The 20,423-nt window shown below is 41.4% G+C and carries 15 protein-coding genes; 11 read left to right on the top strand and 4 right to left on the bottom strand.

The window, feature by feature from the left end; genetic code table 11:
• The first annotated feature begins 133 nt into the window (after positions 1-133).
• From IGJ17_RS04450 to IGJ17_RS04460, 3 genes are all read left to right on the top strand, one after another.
• Positions 134-973: a Cof-type HAD-IIB family hydrolase gene (locus IGJ17_RS04450; protein WP_005237353.1), complete on the top strand. Its 840-nt coding sequence runs from the start codon at positions 134-136 to the stop codon at positions 971-973.
• A gap of 108 nt (positions 974-1,081) precedes the next feature.
• A complete protein-coding gene (locus IGJ17_RS04455) occupies positions 1,082-2,029 on the top strand; it encodes a hypothetical protein (protein WP_005237351.1) in 948 nt (315 codons plus the stop codon).
• Positions 2,030-2,257: 228 nt separating this feature from the next.
• A complete protein-coding gene (locus IGJ17_RS04460; protein WP_005237349.1) occupies positions 2,258-3,922 on the top strand; it encodes a peptide ABC transporter substrate-binding protein in 1,665 nt (554 codons plus the stop codon).
• Between the two features lie 193 nt (positions 3,923-4,115).
• On the opposite strand, the gene IGJ17_RS04465 is transcribed toward IGJ17_RS04460, so the two are convergent.
• Together IGJ17_RS04465 and IGJ17_RS04470 are read right to left on the bottom strand one after the other, a co-directional pair.
• Entirely contained in the window at positions 4,116-4,697 is a 582-nt protein-coding gene (locus IGJ17_RS04465) for a polymer-forming cytoskeletal protein (protein ID WP_005237347.1), read from the bottom strand.
• 245 nt (positions 4,698-4,942) lie between these two features.
• Entirely contained in the window at positions 4,943-5,752 is an 810-nt protein-coding gene (locus IGJ17_RS04470; protein ID WP_008377267.1) for a MurR/RpiR family transcriptional regulator, read from the bottom strand.
• A gap of 107 nt (positions 5,753-5,859) precedes the next feature.
• On the opposite strand from IGJ17_RS04470, the gene IGJ17_RS04475 reads away from it, so the two are divergent.
• The 5 genes from IGJ17_RS04475 to IGJ17_RS04495 all read left to right on the top strand — a co-directional run bounded on the left by IGJ17_RS04475 (position 5,860) and on the right by IGJ17_RS04495 (position 12,019).
• On the top strand, positions 5,860-7,731 hold the full coding sequence (locus IGJ17_RS04475; protein WP_086332107.1) for a beta-glucoside-specific PTS transporter subunit IIABC: 1,872 nt from the start codon (positions 5,860-5,862) through the stop codon (positions 7,729-7,731).
• Entirely contained in the window at positions 7,728-9,170 is a 1,443-nt protein-coding gene (locus tag IGJ17_RS04480; RefSeq protein ID WP_016620634.1) for a glycoside hydrolase family 1 protein, read from the top strand. The genes IGJ17_RS04475 and IGJ17_RS04480 overlap by 4 nt, the downstream gene beginning before the upstream one ends.
• Before the next feature lies 1 nt (position 9,171).
• Positions 9,172-10,632 (top strand): glycoside hydrolase family 1 protein, encoded by a 1,461-nt coding sequence (locus IGJ17_RS04485; RefSeq protein WP_086332108.1) that lies wholly within the window; start codon positions 9,172-9,174, stop codon positions 10,630-10,632.
• A 247-nt stretch (positions 10,633-10,879) separates the two neighbouring features.
• Complete coding sequence (locus IGJ17_RS04490) at positions 10,880-11,080, top strand: cold-shock protein (protein WP_005225331.1); 201 nt, start codon at positions 10,880-10,882, stop codon at positions 11,078-11,080.
• 585 nt (positions 11,081-11,665) lie between these two features.
• Positions 11,666-12,019: a nuclear transport factor 2 family protein gene (locus IGJ17_RS04495; protein ID WP_061053848.1), complete on the top strand. Its 354-nt coding sequence runs from the start codon at positions 11,666-11,668 to the stop codon at positions 12,017-12,019.
• 449 nt (positions 12,020-12,468) lie between these two features.
• Here the strand turns inward: IGJ17_RS04495 and IGJ17_RS04500 are convergent, their stop codons facing one another.
• Positions 12,469-13,869, bottom strand: coding sequence for a metallophosphoesterase (locus IGJ17_RS04500; protein ID WP_016620636.1), 1,401 nt, complete (start codon positions 13,867-13,869; stop codon positions 12,469-12,471).
• Positions 13,870-14,261: 392 nt separating this feature from the next.
• On the opposite strand from IGJ17_RS04500, the gene IGJ17_RS04505 reads away from it, so the two are divergent.
• A complete protein-coding gene (locus IGJ17_RS04505) occupies positions 14,262-15,644 on the top strand; it encodes a CHAP domain-containing protein (protein ID WP_223347066.1) in 1,383 nt (460 codons plus the stop codon).
• A gap of 163 nt (positions 15,645-15,807) precedes the next feature.
• Here the strand turns inward: IGJ17_RS04505 and IGJ17_RS04510 are convergent, their stop codons facing one another.
• Complete coding sequence (locus IGJ17_RS04510) at positions 15,808-17,946, bottom strand: HelD family protein (RefSeq protein ID WP_429961148.1); 2,139 nt, start codon at positions 17,944-17,946, stop codon at positions 15,808-15,810.
• Positions 17,947-18,209: 263 nt separating this feature from the next.
• Between IGJ17_RS04510 and IGJ17_RS04515 the strand changes: the two genes are divergently transcribed.
• Both IGJ17_RS04515 and IGJ17_RS04520 read left to right on the top strand, forming a co-directional pair.
• A complete protein-coding gene (locus tag IGJ17_RS04515; RefSeq protein ID WP_086332109.1) occupies positions 18,210-19,247 on the top strand; it encodes an NADH:flavin oxidoreductase/NADH oxidase in 1,038 nt (345 codons plus the stop codon).
• A 214-nt stretch (positions 19,248-19,461) separates the two neighbouring features.
• Entirely contained in the window at positions 19,462-20,406 is a 945-nt protein-coding gene (locus tag IGJ17_RS04520) for a tocopherol cyclase family protein (RefSeq protein WP_086332110.1), read from the top strand.
• The last annotated feature ends 17 nt before the right edge of the window (positions 20,407-20,423 follow it).

Here is a 20,423-nt window from a genome sequence, read left to right on the forward strand (position 1 = left end):
TTCATTGGCTAGTATGGTAAACTGGAAGCAAAGAAGGACAAGAAAGCTGTTTTAGTTTTATGGAAACGGCGCTTGTTTTGGTCGAAAGCGATGGATCAATTCGCTTTCGTAAAAAGGATGGGAATGGGGAAGGATGGTTTATTTGGAAAAAAAGCAGATTGGGTTTATTTTAAGTGATATCGATGGGACGATCTTGGATCATAAACATCAAATCGATCCGGTTTTGATTGAAGAAATCAAACGGTTGAAGCAGCAAGCGATTCCTTTTGTTTTGGCTTCCGCTCGCTCCCCGAAAGGAATGCTACCGATAGCTGAAGAATTAGAGATAGAAGACTGGCCCTTGGCTTGCTACAACGGTGCCCTGATTGGACGGTACGATCATACGGGTACGCTTGTACCAATATTTAGTCATGAGGTCAAAAAAGCAGAAGCAAAGACTTTGGTTGCTCGCATCAAAGCTGATTTTCCTGCCGTTTCCATCAATGTCTACTCTGGTGATCAGTGGTATTGCGAAAGAGTGGATCAGTGGGCACAGGCAGAAGCGGCGATTACCAAAGAGACCCCTTTGGAAACTTCATTGGAACAACTGTTGGCACAAGAAGCTTTTGAGGTACATAAGTTTCTTTTGATCGGCACAACGGCAGAAATCCAAGCGCTTCATGCTGCCTGCCAGAACGCTGACTTTTTAGAAAGCGCCTTTTATTTATCCAAAGAGAATTATTTGGAAGTCACTCATCAAGCTGTGGGAAAAGATAAGGCGCTAAATGAATTAGCGGCCTATTTCCAAGTGCCGCTGGCGCAAACCTTAGCGATCGGCGATAATTTTAATGACCTGCCAATGATTGCTTCAGCCGGTATCGGTGTTGCGATGGAGAATGCGCCCGATTTGGTCAAAGCAAAAGCTGATTTTGTGACGGCTAGCAATACAGACCATGGGGTTGCTGATGCATTGCGGCGATTTGTCACAGAATAAATAAAAAAACTAGGTTTTTTGAACAAATTGATTGACTTTCATTTCTACTCTCCTTAAACTTTTAGCTATACCTAAAAAGGTAAGTGTTTGTTGGAAAGAAGGAGAAAAATGAATAAGAAGATCGAGAAGACATTGACCAAATTTGCCGAGCCGTTGGGGCTCTCAGTTGATACTTCCACCGGGGTGATTTATGGAACGTATCATAGTTATAAACTTTTTTTAGTTCAAGAGAATAACAATAGTTATTCTCTTGTGGCTCATTTTTCCCTTAGCAAAGAGGGGGAACTTCCGAACCAAGAAGAAGTCAAAGAAGTTTTAAGTGAGTCAAAAGAGATCACCGACTGTGTGATCCAAGGATATCAAGTTGCCTATACATTACGCGGAGCGATGACTGCAGGGAAAACTGTGGACAAGATCCGTACTGCGTTGGACCAATTGACGAATTTCTTGAAGACGAAAGCTTACCAAAATGCTTGTACCTTCTGCGGAACGATCACTGAGCCGGTTTCGCTGTATGCTATTAGCGGCACTCCCGTCATTGCGTGTGAAGCTTGCTTTAAGAAACAACAAGAAGCGGTCCTTGCACAAGAACGGGAAAAAGGGCAGAAAAAAGAAAATTGGCTAGCTGGAACAGTGGGCGCGTTTCTTGGTTCACTGATTGGTGCCGGCGCAATTATTTTATTAGGACAACTGGGATATGTAGCTGCATTGTCTGGAATCGCAATGGCGATCTGTGCCATCAAAGGGTATGAATTATTAGGTGGAAAACTCAGTACAAAAGGTATTATTAGTAGTATCATCGTCATGATCATTATGGTCTATGTCGGGAATCGTATCGACTGGTCGATCAGTGTAGCGAATTATTACACAGACGTTGATGTCTTCTACGCTTTCCGTATTTTACCTGATTTGATTCGTGAAGGGTATTTGGAAGCGAGTCAATATTACGGGAACTTAGGTCTGGTCTATCTCTTTACGGCGATTGGGGCTATTCCAACTATTATCGCTGCGGTACGAGAGGGGAAAGTGACGCGTCAAAGCTATAAAATGGAGTAATCCACTTTTCTATCCAAAGATAAAAAAACGCAAAGCGCGATCTCTTTCGCTTTGTGTTTTTTGTTTTTGTGTCATAAATAATAACATGCAGTGTTAACATAAAAAATAAATAATAATAAAATGAGAAAAATAGCTTGCTTTTATAATTAATATTTATTAAAATCTTATTTACATTCAGAGTTTTGTAATAATTCTGAAAATTTTGGATTTTCATAAGGGGTAGGTAAGATGAAGAAAAAATGGGGATATGGTGTCATCGCTGTTTGTGGAATCGTATTAGCAGGTTGCTCAACAGGAGGGACATCAAGTACAGGTGAAAGTTCAAGTGGTAGTGGGACAGCAGCTGCCGAACAAATTTTTAATGTTGTGGTTCAACAAGAAATGCCTAGTGCTGATCTATCCTTAGCCACCGATACGATCAGTTTCAGTGCTTTAAATAATGTGTATGAAGGGTTGTACCGCTTAGATGCTGATAGTAAGCCCGAACCAGCAGGTGCCGCCGAATTAGCGGAAGTCAGTGAAGATGGTCTGACCTATAAATTGAAATTACGTGAAGATGCCAAATGGTCAAATGGAGAACCAGTAACAGCAGCGGATTATGTCTTTGGCTGGCAACGCACCGTAAGTGCGGAAACAGGTTCTGAATATGCGTACTTATTTGCGCCCGTAACCAATGCCGAAGCGATAACAGCAGGTGAAAAAGATGCCTCAGAATTGGGGATCAAAGCAGTCAGCGACTATGAATTAGAAATCACGCTGACGACACCTACGCCATACTTCCAATACTTATTGGCATTTCCATCCTTCTTCCCACAAAGCCAAGCAGTCGTAGAAGACAACGGCGATCAATATGCTTCAACAAGCGACAATGCCGTTTACAATGGACCGTTTGTGTTAGCTGGCTTTGATGGTCCAGGAACCGATACAGAATGGTCATATGAAAAGAACGACCAATATTGGGATAAAGATACGGTGAAACTTGATACGATCAATGTCAGTGTCGTAAAAGAATCATCGACCTCTTTGAATCTATTCCAGGATGGGCAAGCGGACGACGTCATCTTAACAGGAGAATTGGCGCAGCAAATGGCCAATGATGAAGCGTTTGTGTCAGAACCATTAGCCCGTACTTCCTATATCGAGTTGAATCAGCGAGAAGAAGATTCGCCATTTCGCAATGAGGATCTGCGTAAAGCAATCTCTTATGCCATCGATCGTGATGCATTAGTGACATCGATTTTAGGTGATGGTTCATTGGCTTCCACAGGATTGATACCAAAAGGAATGACCTTTAACCCAACTGATAATACTGATTTTGTCGATGAAGCGGAAAGTGTCATTGAATACGATCAAGAAAAAGCCAAAGAACATTGGGAAAAAGCCAAAGAGGCTTTGGGAATCGATTCTTTAAGTTTTGAAATTTTGGCCTCTGACACAGACTCAACCAAAAAAGCCATTGAATATATTCAAAGTGCGATTCAAGATACGCTTGATGGGGTGAAAGTTAGCCTAAGTCCAGTACCTTTCTCCGTTCGCCTTGATCGTTCAAACTCAGGTGATTTTGATGTCGTTATGGGTGGCTGGGGTGCTGACTATGCGGATGCCAGCAGTTTTACAGATCTATTTGTAACCGATAATTCATACAACCGAGGTCGTTGGACAAGCGATGAGTACGATGCAGCAGTGAAATCATCTGCCACGACAAATGCTGGCAATCCAGATGCCCGCTGGCAAGATTTGTTGGATGCAGAGAAAATCATCATGGATCAACAAGGGGTTATCCCTGTGTACCAAAACGTTGAAGCTCATTTACGTGCACCAAAAGTAAAAGGGGTCGTTTCTCACGGTGCCGGTGCGCAATACGATTACAAGTGGGCAGTTATTGAAGAATAAGCGCCTAAAGAAGAAGCTGGTTTTGCGTAAGCAAGCCAGTTTTTTTCTTGTGCTTTGTTCTTACTTACACAATGTTAGTAATGAGAGCGGATGCAATTGTTTATAAAAAAACAAAAAAAAGTTGACAAGGATCAATGATCAACTTGTCAACCTCGTTTTTTCTTCATCTATTTCACAGAAATCCAGTGAAAGATTATTCGCTAACTGTTACGTCGCCTGTTACAGAAGCGCCATCTTCGTCAAGTGTTGCTGAATCTTGGAATTCTTTTGAAGTGAATGTTACGTTACCTTCAACTTTTGCACCGTTCAATACAAAGCCGTTTGCATTCACTTCAACGTCACCTTTGATTACACCGTGAACGATGTTGAAGTTTTCTGAGTTAACGATCAATTTAGGAACAGTTACTGTGTACTCAGCTGTTACGTTGCGGTCTTCATCTTGTGAGTACAATGCAAATTTACGGTAGATATCAGCTGAGTCATCGCCTTTATCATGGAATTCGCCATCAACGGTTACATCGTTATCAAATGTCATGTCAGCAGTTACAGCAACGATCCAGTTACCATCTGCACCCAATGCTTTTTCAATGACTGAAGTTTGGTCACTGATAGAAGCAGTTGAAACAACATCATCTGATGATTCAGTTGATGCAGCAGTTGAAGCTGCTGTTGATGATGAGCTTGCAGCTGTGTCGTTATCTGAACTACATGCAGCTAAAAGAGTGCCTCCCATAAGCAATGATGCAGCGATTAAAGTGATTTTAGTTTTTTTCATGTTTCCTTCTCCTTTGTATTCCCATAGTTTTCTTAAAAACAAAATGATTATACCATACCGAAGTGAAGTTTGTGAAACAAAAAACATAAATGAGGAGAAATTTAATAAATATCAGCCTAGGATTAAAAAAATTTCAAAGAAACTAGGAATAAATGCGTGACGCTTACGAATGAATGAGACATCTCATTCACAAAGAACCCTCCATTATGGAGGAAATGCACTTCTTCTATAATGGAGGGTCATTACTACATTCGCTTTCGATCAGTCAACTGCTTGAACTTCGATACGATCAAATCCATGATGAACTGATACATAAAGGCATGGGTTTGGAAATGGGTTTGATGAGGGAAGATGATGGCTTCTTGGACAAAGGGAAGTTCCGAGATCTGTGGGTTGGCGGTGATCACAATGACTTTGGCTTTGGTTCGATCAAAGAAATCTTTTCGAGGCGTTCCATTTCGAATTTGTTGCTTGGTCAGGTAGTCACCGGAATTGGTAAAAATAATAAAAAGCGATTCTTCATCGGCAGATTTGATGATTTCTTCTTGTACGAGATCGTCTTGGAAGGTCCGAATGAACTTGCCGTTGTAAGCTAGTTTGATCTGGAAATCAATAGCAGCCGATTCTGAGAATAATATTCCAAAAGCAAAGACATTTTTATGCGAAACAATTGCTTGTGCGACCCGTTCGATGGCTGGCAGATCAAGATGATGCCGCAGATAATCGATGTCTTGTATCACTGCGTCAAAATAGGAGTCTACGCCTTCTTGCTCCAAAGCAGACAAAATATTCGAGCGATAATTTAGCGGATTGTTGAAGCGGTTCTCGATGAAAGCTGCGTTGTCTTTTAAATCACCATAGTCATCAAAGCCTAAGGTACGGGCGAATTTTGAAACGGTTGACTTTGACACATGGCAAAGAGCGGCGAATTCACCAATACTTAGAGTTTGGATCTGATCGTAATAGTTGATCATGGTCAAACCGATATAGTAGTTGGTGGAATCAGTGGGTGCATTATTTAAAAGATTCAATAAACGAATGATTAAGAGGCCCATTTTCTTTCCTTTCTTGTAAGCAGTTTCCAAATTGCGAACTTTCGCAGGTGAGAGAAAAAAATCTGCTATAGTAACGCCATAAAGCGCTTTATAAATCAAACACGGGAGTGAGTCATTTGGCAAAAGATTATTCAAAACTTGCTAGTGAAATTATAGCACAGGTCGGTGGGGAACAAAATATCGTTAGCCTGTATCATTGCATCACTAGATTGCGTTTTAAGTTGAAAGATGTCGAGTTGGCACGAAAAAATAAGAACAAAATCCAGCAGCTTGATGGGGTATTGTCAGTCATTGAAGGAAATGGCCAGTTTCAAGTCGTGATCGGGAATCATGTGGCAGATGTTTTTCAAACGATCATGAGCAAGTATTCGATCCAAAACGCTTTGGAAAGTGATGGAGATGCCGAAGAATCAACAGAAAAACAAGGCAATGTATTTATCCGATTCTTCAATGTATTGTCTGCGATCTTTAATCCAATCATTGTTGCGCTTGCAGGGGCAGGGATGTTGAAAGCTTTACTAGTTGTTTTTACGACCTATCATTTGATGGACGCAGAAGGAAGCACCTATAAAATATTAGCTGCTGCTGGCAATAGTGTCTTTTATTTCTTGCCTTTATTTTTAGCGATCAGTGCAGCGCGGATTTTCAAAGTCAATATGTTTATTGCTTTAGCAATCGTTGGGGCGTTGCTGGAGCCGAATTTTACAGCAATGGTGACGGAAAACGGTGTGACGGTTGATTTCTTTGGCATCCCAGCTGTGCTGATGGGGTATTCGGGTACCGTGATTCCAGCGATCGTTTCGATCTATATCTACTCGCACTTGGAACGCCTACTCAAACGGATCATTCCTAAGAGTATCGAGATTTTTGCTCTATCGCTAGTGGCTCTTTTGATCATGGTGCCTCTGACCGTTTTGATCATTGGACCGGTCGGTGTAATGCTTGGGGACGGTTTAGGCAATGCCATGAACTTTATCAGCGATAAGAGTGGGCTGTTGGCTGGCTTGTTGATCGGTGGCGGTTGGACATTCTTAGTAATGATCGGGATCCATTGGGGAGTTGTACCGATCATGGTCAATAACCTAGCGGTATATGGCTATGATACGCTGCGCCCGATGATCGCAGCAGCAACATTTGCGAGTGCTGGGGTTGCTTTAGGTGTATTTTTACGCTCTCGCAGAAAAGAAACCAAAGGCCTGGCGCTATCTTCCTTGCTTCCAGCATTGCTTGGAGGAATTACAGAGCCCATCGTCTATGGACTTTCGGTAAAATTTAAAAAGCCGTTGATTGCTCAAACCATCGTTGGTGCCATTGCTGGTGCGTTTATGGGCATGATGCAAACCAAGGCCATCGTCTATGTTTTTCCAGCATTGACGACATTGCCAGCTTTCTTTGGGGACACCTTTGTGTACTATTTGATCGGCATTGCCTTTGCGTTCTTCGGTACTGCTATTTTGACCTATGTATTAGGATTTGAAGAAACGCTAGAACCTGTTTTAAAAGATGGTGCAGGGCTGCAAGTGATGACACCAGTTGCTGGTGAAGCGATCACGCTTGATGATGTCAAAGATGAAGTATTTTCTTCTCGAGCAATGGGAGATGGATTAGCCGTTTATCCATCAGCCGGCGATATTTATGCGCCACTTACTGGTACGGTTGTGACAGTGTTTCCAACTGGACATGCTTTTGGGATCCAATCAGCTGCTGGGACGGAAGTGTTGGTTCATATCGGCTTAGACACGGTTGATTTAGCAAAAGGCGTGTTTGAGATTTCGGTGAGACAAGGGGATCAAGTCGTGAAGGGGCAAAAAATTGGCACCTTTGACTTAGCAAAAATTATTGAAAAAGGATATGATCCGACAACCATGTTGGTCTTTACCAGTGTGATCAAAGAAGATGCATTGACAGTTGTGGATCAAGCGAAAAAAGACGTTACCGCATTGGTAGCAAATGATTTATTAAAAGGAGCGATTTCATGAGTGTATTTCCAAAAAATTTCCTATGGGGCGGCGCAATCGCCGCAAATCAAGCCGAAGGAGCTTATTTGGAAGGAGGAAAAGGATTAAGCGTAGCAGATATTTTACCAGTTGGTGAAAAACGTATTGAGCAAGTTTCACTGCAGCTTGAAGAGGAAAACTTTTATCCGAGCCATGAAGCCATCGACTTTTATCATCGGTACCCAGAAGACATTGAACTGTTTGCGGAAATGGGCTTGAAGTGTTTGCGTACCTCAATTGCTTGGAGTCGCATTTTTCCGAATGGGGATGAGACGGAACCGAATGAAGCAGGTTTACAATTTTATGATGATTTATTTGATGCCTTGAATGAAAAAGGGATCCAACCAGTTGTTACGTTAGCTCACTTTGAGACACCACTGCATTTGGTAACGAAATATGGTGGTTGGCAAAATCGTGCACTGATCGATTTTTTTGATCGGTATACAAAAGTGGTTTTTGCACGCTATAAAGGGAAAGTGAAATATTGGATGACTTTTAATGAAATCAACCATACCCATACGATCCCTTTACTCGCAGCAGGTATCGATGTGTTTTCTTTCGAGACTGAAGAAGAAAAATTACAGGCACTTTATCAAGCGAGTCATAATATGTTTGTTGCAAGTGCCAAAGCAGTTCTGAATGGGAAGGCAGTAGATGAAAACAATCAGATGGGCTGTATGCTGTCACTGAGTCCGATTTATCCTGCAACGTGCAACCCGCAAGATGTTTTTGAATCGTATCAACTGCGCCGTCGTTCTTTGTTTTATAGTGATGTGCAATTGCGAGGAGCGTATCCTGAATACTTCGACCGCATCGTGAAGGATAATCATCTGTTGCTGGACATTACAGAAGAAGATCTAGCGATCATTAAAGCGGGGACCTGCGATTATTTAGGCTTTAGTTTTTACCGCAGCTCATTGCATGAAGCGGGCATGAAAATTTTAGGCAATACTGGCGGATTATTGGGGAAAAAGAATCCTTACCTAAAAGAAACTGCTTGGGGATGGCCGATCGATCCGTTGGCATTACGTTATGTTTGCAGCGAATTGACTGATCGTTATCAAAAACCATTATTTATCGTTGAAAACGGAATTGGTTTAAAGGATGTTGTCAATGAAGATGGATCGATCGTCGATGAAGAACGGATGGCTTATTTGAAAGACCATGTAAAGGCAATGGCGGAATCGATCAAAGATGGCGCAACGATTCTAGGCTATACATGGTGGGGACCGATCGATATCGTTTCTGCGGGGACAGGAGAGATGGAAAAACGATACGGCTTTATCTATGTCGATAAGCAAAATGATGGTAGCGGAGATCTTTCCCGCAAGAAAAAAGCTAGTTTTGCGTATTATCAGCAAGTGATCGCCACGAATGGGGAAGCGTTGGCGTACGAATCATTTTTGAAAGGCGGCAAGTAAAATGAAAAGTTATTTTCCAAAAGATTTCCTCTGGGGGGGAGCAACAGCTGCCAACCAAGTTGAAGGAGGCTCTGGGATCGATGGAAAAGGCTTGTCGGTTTCTGATGTCTATCTGTTCGATTCCTCAATGCCGAAAGAACGTTGGACTGACCAATGGCATATGATGACTCATCAGCAAGTTGCAGAAGCACAGGATCCTAACAGCACGAAATACTATCCGAAAAGACAGGGCATCGATTTTTATCATCAGTTTAAAGAAGATATTCGCTTATTTGCTGAGATGGGCTTCAAAGCCTATCGGATGTCAATTGCTTGGACACGGATCTTTCCAAAGGGGAATGAGGTAGAGCCAAACGAAGCTGGATTGGCATTTTACGACGCAGTCTTTGATGAATGTTTGAAGTATGGGATTGAACCAGTGGTATCACTATCCCATTATGAGATGCCTTTGTATTTAGTGACTGAGTATGGAGGATGGCCGAATCGGCAAGTGATCGACTTTTATGTCCGTTTTGCCAAGACGGTGATTGAGCGATACCAAAAGAAAGTCAAATACTGGGTGACTTTTAATGAAATCAACTGTGTCAAACACCATCCATATGTTAGTGTTGGGATCATTGAAGAAGGCCATCCTAATATTGAACAAGAAAAGTACCAAGGGGCGCACCATCAATTTGTCGCCAGCGCAATCGTGACTGACTATTGCCATCGATTGATTCCCGATGCCAAGGTCGGCTGTATGATCAGCTATCAATTATTAACGCCGTACAGCTGTGATCCAGATGATGTCCAAAAAACAGTCGAAAGTCAACGAACCTCACTCTTTTTCAGTGATGTGCAGGCAAGAGGCTATTATCCAGCATATGCCAACCGCATGTTTGAAGAAAAAGGAGTGGAATTGGTGATCGAACCAGGAGACTTAGAAGTCATCCGGGAAAACCCTGTGGATTTTGTTTCCTTTAGTTACTATATGTCCAGTGCAGTCAGCGCGCATCCAGAACGATTGGAAAGTGCTGTCGGGAATTTGATTACTGGTGGGATAAAAAACCCCTATTTGCCAAGCAGTAAATGGGGCTGGCAGATCGATCCCAAAGGGTTGCGAACAGCATTGAATCAACTCTATGACCGCTACCAAAAACCTTTGTTTATTGCCGAAAACGGTTTGGGAGCAGAGGATGTCGTAAACGAAGATGGCACCATCGATGATTTTTATCGAATCGACTATCTGCGTCAGCATATTGAACAAATCAATGAAGCGTTACATGATGGCGTCGAGGTCTTTGGCTATACGGCATGGGGCTGCATCGATATCATCAGTGCTTCGACCTCACAAATGTCGAAACGCTATGGTTTTATCTACGTCGACCAAGACGATGAAGGCAATGGCACAAAGAAACGCATCAAGAAAGCATCTTTTGATTGGTACAAAAAAGTAATTGCTTCAAACGGCGCAACTCTTTGATTTTTGATTCTTCCAGATAAAGCAATTCCTAGGCTTAATCATAAGATTTCATAACAATTTCGCTTATTATCAAGAAAAAAGCCCAAATTTATTTGCTATTTTATTTTAACCGTGCTATGATGAATAGGTAAAGTTCTGATATGTTAATACTTGTTTATCTTTTCTATTGATACACACTTCAATTACACATCATTTTCTATTACAAACAAATAAACACAGTCGATGTGTAATATGGAGGTATACGTTTATGAATAACGGTACAGTAAAATGGTTTAATGCAGATAAAGGTTTTGGATTTATTACAGGTGAAGACGGCAATGATGTATTTGCTCACTTCTCAGCTATCCAAGGCGACGGCTTCAAAACTTTAGAAGAAGGTCAAGCAGTGACTTTCGACGTTGAAGAAGGCCAACGCGGCTTACAAGCAACAAACATCGTTAAAGGTTAATTGACGTTAACAAGCGAGAATCCATTGGGTTCTCGCTTTTTTTTTGTTTTATTTTATATAAGTATTGAAATGGATAGGGTTTTGATGATCTGCTACAAGAGAATAGTTGCAGATTTGAGAGCCTAACATGGTAAATAGTACATCTTTGCTTTCGATAGTCAACTAACCCTAAGCGTTGTGTTTTACTTATCCATGATTTCTCATTCGATGATAAGCGTATAAAAAGAGGAAAAGAGAAAGAGGGCACTATACCGTATTCAATAAATAAATGCTTTTCACAGTAAATGAAAAAGTGATTGAACAGGTTTAGTAGCATCGCTACCAATAAAATCACTGATCGCAAGTGATTCAAATGGCATGTCTCATTTGAATAGAATAAAGAAACAGGTACAGTGGAAAATGCCACGATTCAATGTATGGTCCCCCGTACTTATACAAGAGCAATCGATGTGAAAGATCGATAATTCTTATTCGTTTCATCGATATTGTCTTGAATGAATTGTAAAAGTAGAATATATTGATACAAATTAGCTGCTTTTTTATTGCGATTGGAACAAAGATGATTACATTTCGAGGGGGATTTATATGAAGCCAAAAGAAATACTTTGCCAATGGGTTGATGCGTTTAATCAAGCAGATGTAGAATGTATTTCAGAATTATATGATGACAATGCAATAAACCATCAGGTTGCCAATGAGCCAGTTATTGGGAAAGAAGCGATAAAGCAGATGTTTGAGCAAGATTTTTCTAACGCAAAAATGGTTTGTATCGTTGAGAACATTTTCGAAGATGGACAATGGGCAATTTTAGAGTGGTGTGACCCATTAGGTTTGAGAGGCTGCGGTTTTTTTCAAATAGTAAATGATAAAATTTTATTTCAAAGAGGCTACTGGGATAAATTATCTTTTTTAAAACAGCACGACTTGCCTATTGAATAAAAGGAATTCCCGTATAGGAATGGTTAGCAGATATGCATGACAGGAAGGTTGATCGCTTCACGTAAAATTCTTAAAGGGCAACACTGTATGAAAACAAAGCTTTTTGTTTAAGTAATGTTTAAGAATAAGTACGTTTTCTTCCATTTGCACTCTGTCTCGTGGTATAGTTATTAATAAGCGACAAATATTTTTGTACCACACGTTACTTGTTTTGAAGAAATTTATTCAAACCTGGCGTAACTTCAGAGTTACAAGGATACAATAGAGGTTAGGGATTGTATCGTTTAAATGAGAAATAAATAATAGTAGTAATAGTATGCTGCACTTTCAAAGAATAAATATTGACTCGTCAGATAGCCTTCTCGTTTACCCAAACGAGAGGGCTATCGTTCATTAGAAAAGAAAAAGTGTCTTTTTCCTAAAAGAAAGGAAGAAGACACTTTTTGGCTTTATTCTGCTGTGAGGGGGATCGTCAGCTTGCGATCATCGGTTTGATCGTCGAGCATTGAATCGACATATTGCTTCAAAAAGTAAGAATAGGTCGCTAACCACTGATACTCCTCGGAGTCTTTGATGGCAGCTATTTCCTCGACTGAGTAAGTATCATTGCCAGTAAAAAGGGCCGTGTTCAGCTTCGTGACAAACGTGCAAAGTTGTGTGATCTGGGCTTCTGACAGTTCAGACACGGCGGACAATTGGTCGCGGACCAGTTGGTCGGTGTCATTTTCAAAAATACTTTTCTGGTAGTTTTGATAGTCCAGTAACTGTTCATCAGTTTGCTTCGTTTCAGCCGCCCAAGCATCTAGATCAATTTGACGAGCTTCATAGTCGATTTCCTTGTCAGAAAGAGAAAGGACGCCGTAGCCTAATTCTGCTGTTGAATAAGACCCAGTGACTGCTTCATAAAGCGAATCATTCCCTTCGTTAATGTCTTGAATGTGGATATGACCAGAGAAAACGGCTGGCACGTTGAAACGGTCCAACAAAGCGACAGTCTCAGAGGCATTATCGAGAACATAACCGTCTTGTAACAATTTATTATGACCAAACAAGTTATGGTGTAAAAAGATCAGTGGTACTTGCTCTGCTTCTTTTGTCAGGGTTAATTGCTCCTCCAACCAGGTTAGAGTAGCTGGTTTCAACTCACCATTCGTTGTAGGATCATCCCAATTAACCTCAGAATCGTAGATACATGAATCTAGTAAAAAGAGGCGATACTTGTCATTTAACTGAATGCTGTAGCTAAGGGAAGACTTGTCGATACTGTTGGCTTTTTCGTAACCTTCAGCAAAAATCGTTTGAAAATCCTCAGGACTGATTTGATCGGCATAGTATTCCTTTTCACCTTGAAATGCTCGCGCCCAACCATTGTAAATCTCGTGGTTGCCAGGTAATGCTAAAACCATAATGCCAGCTTCTTGCAATGGTTCAAGCAATCTTGCCAACTCTTGAGCACTTGCTTTCTCGCCATTGAGCGTCATATCACCGGTCAAAATAATTCCCGTGGGTTTCTCTTTTAAGGCTTGAGCGGTGAAGGCCTCGATTGATTGTTCTTGATACATCATCTCTTTGCCAGCAGCTCCTTGCGTGAAGGTCTGAAAGGCTTCGCCATTATCATGAAGCGTGGAGGAAAGAAAATGAATATCACTTAAGAGCCAAAACTCACTGTTGCTTGCCTGTTGCAAAGGTGTATCGGCTTCATGCATCTTACGAAATTGAAAGAATAACAGGAAACAGGTGACAAAAAGTGTAAGAAGTGCCAATGGCCAAAACCATTTTTTGTGTGTACGAATCGCGATTCCCTCCTCGCTTGTTTTATTTATTATAGGAAGGAAAAGGAATCTTGTCACATAAAGGGTCTTTTTTTGAAAGATTTCTTGTTTTCATAGTTTTTCTTGTTAAGATAATTCCGAAAAAACTATAAGTGCTCTTATTTAGGTGCTTTTATGTGATAAAAATAACTAAAATAGAAAGAACATCATTTTTTGAAAATGAAAAGAAAACGCGGTGTTTTATTCAGAAACATTGATTTAACGGTCTTTAATTGTTCTGTTATTTATCGCTGAGATAAAGGAAGTGTTAGATTGAAACATTTTTGTAACATTTCCTTTATCTGTGTGTCATATCATTATGGTAGAATTCATTTGTCGTTAAATCGAACATTAAACTTTCTTAGACAAAATTAAGTTTTTATAAAGGCAGTTCATCTGTCAAATCAACCAGCTAGTCGGAGGAAAAACGAGTGAAGAATAGTTTGTTATCAGCATTAATGGTGTGTTCACTAACATTAACCGCAGTTGCAGCACCTGCATTAGCATTTGCAGATTCCATTGATGATCAAATCGAGCAGCAAGACCAAAAAATCAATTCTCTTAAAGGTCAGCAAGCTGACGCCCAATCACAGATCGATTCTCTAGAAGCAGAAATTGAAACAGTGAGTGCAAAAGTTGCTTCATTAGAAGCAAAACAAGTTGAGTTAGGTCAAGAAGCTGAGAAATTGCAAGACAAAATCGCAACATTGAAATTGCGTATTGCCAAACGTGAAGAAGCAATTCAAAAGCAAGCCCGTGATGTACAAGTTAACGGTCAAAGCACCAATTTCATTGATGCTGTTTTAGAAGCAGATTCTTTAACGGATGTTATCGGTCGCGTACAAGCGATGACAACGATCGTCAATGCAAACAATGATTTAGTTGAACAACAAAAACAAGACAAACAAGATGTTGAAGACAAAGTCAAAGAAAACGAAAGCAAGATCCAAGAAGTTGCTGCAAACCAAGCAGAACTTAGCCAACAAAAAGATGCCATTGCAGCAAAACAAGCTGATTTAAATGTCTTGAAAGCAAACTTAGCAGCAGAACAAGCAACTGCTGAAAAAGACAAAGATGCATTGAACAAGAAAAAACAAGAAGCGGAAGCTGAAAAAGCCCGTATCTTGAAAGAACAACAAGAAGCTGCTGCTGCTCAAAAAGCAGAAGAAGAAAGACAAGCTGCTGCTTTGAAAGAAGCACAAGAAGAAGCTGCTGCCCAATCAACAGAGAGCACGACAGAAAATACAGTTGCTTCTACTGAAACAGCAACAAGTAGTTCTTCAAGCAACACAAGCTCAAGTTCAAGCAATACTAGCAGTTCTAACAGCTCAAGTTCATCGAACACAAGCTCTTCGAACAATGGTTCAAGCAATTCAAGTTCAAGTAACTCAGGTTCAAACTCTTCATCAAACAATGATTCTACCGGAAGTACTTCTACAGGCGGCGGAAAAGATCATTCAAGCTCAGGGAACATGTATGCTTGGGGTCAATGTACTTGGTACGTGAAAAACCGCGCTCCTTGGGTAGGTACTTACTGGGGTAACGGGGCCCAATGGGGTGCGTCAGCTGCAGCTGATGGGTACACTGTCAATGGTACACCAGCAGCCGGTGCTGTTGTAGTCTTTGCCGCTGGTCAATCAGTTGGTGGCGTTTGGACTGCTGATCCAACTTATGGTCACGTAGCCTATGTTGAATCATACAACCCATCAAACAATACGATCACAATCTCTCAAGGCGGAATGGGCTTTGACAGTCCTGGTGGACCAAACACTGCAACATTGAGCGCATCTGGATATACTTACATCCATCGCTAATCAAATCAAAAGCAAAGCATCAACGCAATCGCGTTGATGCTTTTTTATTTGATCGATCGCTTTCTAAATCGGTCAGACAAGAGAATTACCCAGAGAGACAAGACAGGGTTCTCTCAAATCTTATCAAGATTCTATAGAAAATAGGAGGTTTCTCGTTCTACTATCAAATAGTGAGAAACGGTGAAAAGGTCGTTTTTGAAGTTACCATCAGTTCTTCCATTGCACGAGAAATCGCCGTATAGAGAATCCGCTGATCTTGATCGGTATGATAATTTTCTGCTGAAACATCATATAAAAGAACCTGCTTAAATTCCAATCCTTTGGCAAGATGAATCGGTAAAACCGTTCCATGAAATGACACGGCCTGTTTATCGAAGAATTGTTTAAGCTCTTCACTGGATCGACTATCTTTTGTAATGATCGTTACTGGCTGCTTAAGTTCCTTTACTATGTCTACCAAGGCAACGTCAGTCAGATTGGCATAAAACTGTGGCAACTTTCCTGCTGGTCGAACGGCAGAGATTTTTAAATTGTTTTCTTTTGGTAGCATTTGAGCAAATAACCGTGTGATTACACCGCTAGACCGATAACTCGTAGTCAGCTGATACGTTTCGAGGGATTTCGCCTGTTGTTGAAATATCGTTTGGATTTCTGATACGGTGATGGCACTTGTAAAAATCGCCTGTTGCTGATCCCCCACGAGGGTGAAAGCGGTCATAGGAAAAAGACATAATAGAAACTGCAGTTGTGCTGGCGTATAATCTTGGACTTCGTCGATAAAGAGATAGCGCAAAGCAGGGACAGGTTGTTTTTCGGCCACCAAATGACGTATCAGCAATAGACAAACAGTATAATCCAAACTATCTGTTGTTTGCGTCAAAGTGATCTGTCCATGAGTAAAATAGTCGGCACTGTCTGCTAACAATTGTTTCGTATCAAACCACGTAAGGTCGTTGATTTGTTTCGTAACTTTTGCATATTTTTTCTTTAGGAGGCGAAGGGCTGCTTTCTGAATCGTTTTTTCTGAATCATCTTTTAAAACTGTCCCTAAAAGGGATCGTTGTTCATCTTCAGTCAAAGAACGAACTTGGTCGTGAACATTCGCTGCTAAGGCATTTTTTTGCAATCGTTCCTCCCAAGCGTAAGCCAATTTCTTTTTGACAGCTTGGATGCGATCGCGCAAGGGTGCCTGTTTCGGTGTTTCTTGGAAGAAAGTGTCGATCGTTTCTTCAGAAAAAAGGACGACGTTTTTTCTTTTGATTGGTTTAAACTGAAGCACAAGTTCTTCTGGCAGCTGTTTGCTCAAGGATTGAAGAAAGCGGCTGAAGTCAGCACTGCGTAAAAGTTCGATTGCTTCACTGGGTGCTTGCTGGATGCGGTCAAAATAAGCCTCTTCCGGTTCTAAGTCAACGCTAGGAAATACTTGGCAAAACTGCCGCATGGTCAACGTCAATGGATTTTTTTCACCGAGGGAAGGCAGCACTTGCGAAATATAATCAATAAACCGCGAATTCGGGGAGAGGATCAAGACATTCTCTGCGGTCATCTCTTCACGAAAATGGTACAGCAAAAAGGCGATCCGCTGCATGACAGCAGAAGTTTTTCCGCTTCCAGCAACACCGTTGACCAGTAGGTTTTTATGCGCTAAGTCACGGATGATGACGTTTTGTTCGTGTTGGATCGAAGCAGTGATATCCTGCATTTTTTGGCTATTATTGGCTTCAAGGGCTGCCAGTAACACGTCATCTTGAATCGCCACTGAGGTATCAAAGGCTTGCTTCAATTGATCTTTTTCGATAATAAATTGACGGCGTTGTTCAAGAACGGCAGAAATCGTCTGATTGTTCACTTGATAAGAGACCGGACCCAAGCGTTTGGCATAGAACAATTCGGCAATTGGGGAGCGCCAATCATAGATCAGCCCTTCCTTATTTTCATTAACAAAACCATTGATCCCAATGTAAAAATCTTCTATCGTTTCCTCATCTTCAAATTGTAGGGAGATTTTACCAAAGTAGGGACTATCCAGAAGACGGTCGATGGCAGCTAATTCACGTTCAGCAGATTGAAGAGCGGCGTTCATTTGGTCGATCTCACGATTCTTACTTTCGATGGCAGCAAAAGTATCTAAACGGTCAGCAAAATTATCAAAGTTTAAGCGAATCTCTTCGCCGATGCTTTGCATCGCAAGGCGATCTTTTTTTCTGCCTTCAGTCAAGAAACTGTTCAGCACTGTCTTTCGTGTCAGCAATTGCTGGTACGTGTCTGCGAGATGCTTCTTTTCAGCCTTTAGGTTGTTCATTCAGACTCACATCCATTCTCCAAAGTAACTCAATTATACGGGCATCCACCAAAAATACTAGTCTATTTTTTTGACTCTGGATGCGGTATAATAATAGTGGGAAGAGGCAGCTGATTGTTCCAATGTCATGGGAGCAAGCAGAATGCGTCTATTTTTTTGTTTTAAAAATGAGAAAAAGGGTCATTGCTTGTGTTTTTGAAGGGGCTGTTTATACTGAATATAGAGAAAAATACAAAGCGAAAAATCGTTGAGGGAGTGTCAACATGTCCAAACTATTGTCACCAGTGAAGCTAGCGAATTTAACATTGGCCAACCGCGTCGTTATGTCGCCGATGTGTATGTATGAAGTAAAAAAAGAAGACGGTGTTGCGGAGCCCTTTCATTTTGTTCACTATGGGGCACGAGCATTAAGCAAAGCCGGATTGATCATTATCGAAGCAACTGCCGTTGAACCAGACGGACGAATCACAAACAATGATCTAGGGTTATGGAATGAAGAACAGCAAACAGAACTGACGAAATTGGTGGAACTGCTGCATGGTTTCAATGCGCAAGTAGGCATCCAACTAAGCCATGCAGGACGAAAAGCAGTTGATGCCACCAATCCTTTGGCACCAAGTGCCGTTGCCTTTAACGAACGCTACCCGTTACCGTCAGAAATGACCCTGGCGGAGATCAAACGGGTGCAAGACAGTTTTGTTCAGGCTGCCCAACGAGCAGCTAATGCGGGTGTCGCGATGATCGAACTTCATGGGGCTCATGGCTACTTGATGGACCAATTTCTTTCGCCATTCGTCAATCAACGCACCGACCAGTATGGTGGTTCCTTAGAGAATCGGTATCGCTTTGTAAAAGAAACGGTACAAGCAGTTCGGGCGGTCTTTTCTGGGGCATTGTGGATGCGCTTGTCACTGACAGACTATGAAGAACCAGGACGCCAAAATTCGTTGGAAGATTGGCAGCAAGTAGCCCAATGGCTTCAAGCAGATGGCATTGATTGTCTTGATTGCTCAACCGGTGGTGTGGTGGATAAAAAGCCTAATATTCCGATCTATGATGGCTACCAAGTGCCCTTTGCTGCAGCCATCAAGCAAGTGGTCGATATTCCCGTAGCAGCAGTCGGTTTATTGGATAATCCTGATCTTTGCGAATATCTTTTGCAAACCAATCAAGTGGATTTGGTTTTACAAGGCCGCGCGTTGATCAGAAATGTCAACTGGTTGGCAGATGCAGCGGCTAAACTTCACGATAAGTCCTTTCAAGCGTACAATGATTCCTATCAACGTGGGGTGAAACGTTGATATATTTGATAAAAACATCTCCTAGAAGAAAATTCTTCTTAGGAGATTTTTTTATTCTGCTAGAATATTTTCAAACGAGTGATGAAAGAGCAATAAGCAAAACCAGAAACAAGTGTCTTACTTGTTTCTGGCTTTTTTTACATAGAAAAAGCATTATCCTGAGGAATCTTTCTGCTTCATGCTACACTTAAAAAAGAAACGGAGGGAAATCAAGATGTTGACAACAGATCGGTTCTTTCACGGCCACGACAAGCAGACCGCTTTTTTTGAAGGCTGGTACCATAAGCACCAAATCGGTGAAGAAGTCTATGCTTTTATTCCTGGTTTTTCGATTCAAAAAGACGGGACCAAAGAAGTGTTCATTCAAGTGATCAATCATGAGGGCGCGCATTACTTTTCCTTTCCGGAAACTGACTTTCAAGTGTCAGAAGAGGAGCGTAAAGTAACGATTGGTGACAATATCTTTAGTGAAGCAGGCATTCAAGTCTCTTTAAAAAATAACGATCTTCAAGTACAAGGAGCAGTAAAATACAACGACCACAAACCGATTCAGCGGACACGTTATGCGCCGAGTATCATGGGGCCTTTTTCGTATCTGTCATTTATGGAGTGCTACCACGGTGTCTTGAGCATGAGTCATACCTTAGAAGGTACGCTGTACTGGAACGAAGAACCAATCGATTTTACGAACGGGATCGGTTATTTGGAAAAAGATTGGGGAACCTCCTTTCCAGCAGCTTATATTTGGGTTCAGTGCAACAGCTTTGATGCGCCAGATGTTCGGTTCTTTTTCTCCGCAGCCGACATTCCCTTTGCGGGTTTTGCTTTTTTGGGAACGATTTGTGTTCTGCAAGTCGGCAGCCAAGAATATCGTTTTGCTACTTATCATGGCGCAAAGATTCATGATGTCAAACGCACGGAAGACCGTTTAGTGATCCATCTCAAACAAAAACAGTGGCTGCTGACGATCGAAGTTTTGACGAAAGAAGGCCATTCGTTGTTAGCACCTTCTATTGGACAAATGAATCGGATCATTCGCGAAAGCGCCAGTACGGAAATCACCTTAACCCTTTTAGAAAATGGGCAGGAGATCTTAAGGCAGACAGGGATGTCGGCTGGTTTTGAAGAAGTAGCGAATTTGCGAGGATTTCACTATTAAAAAATGCAGAAAAATTC

This window comes from Enterococcus sp. DIV1096b, from assembly GCF_050498765.1.
Classification (GTDB): Bacteria; Bacillota; Bacilli; order Lactobacillales; family Enterococcaceae; genus Enterococcus_D; species Enterococcus_D entomosocium.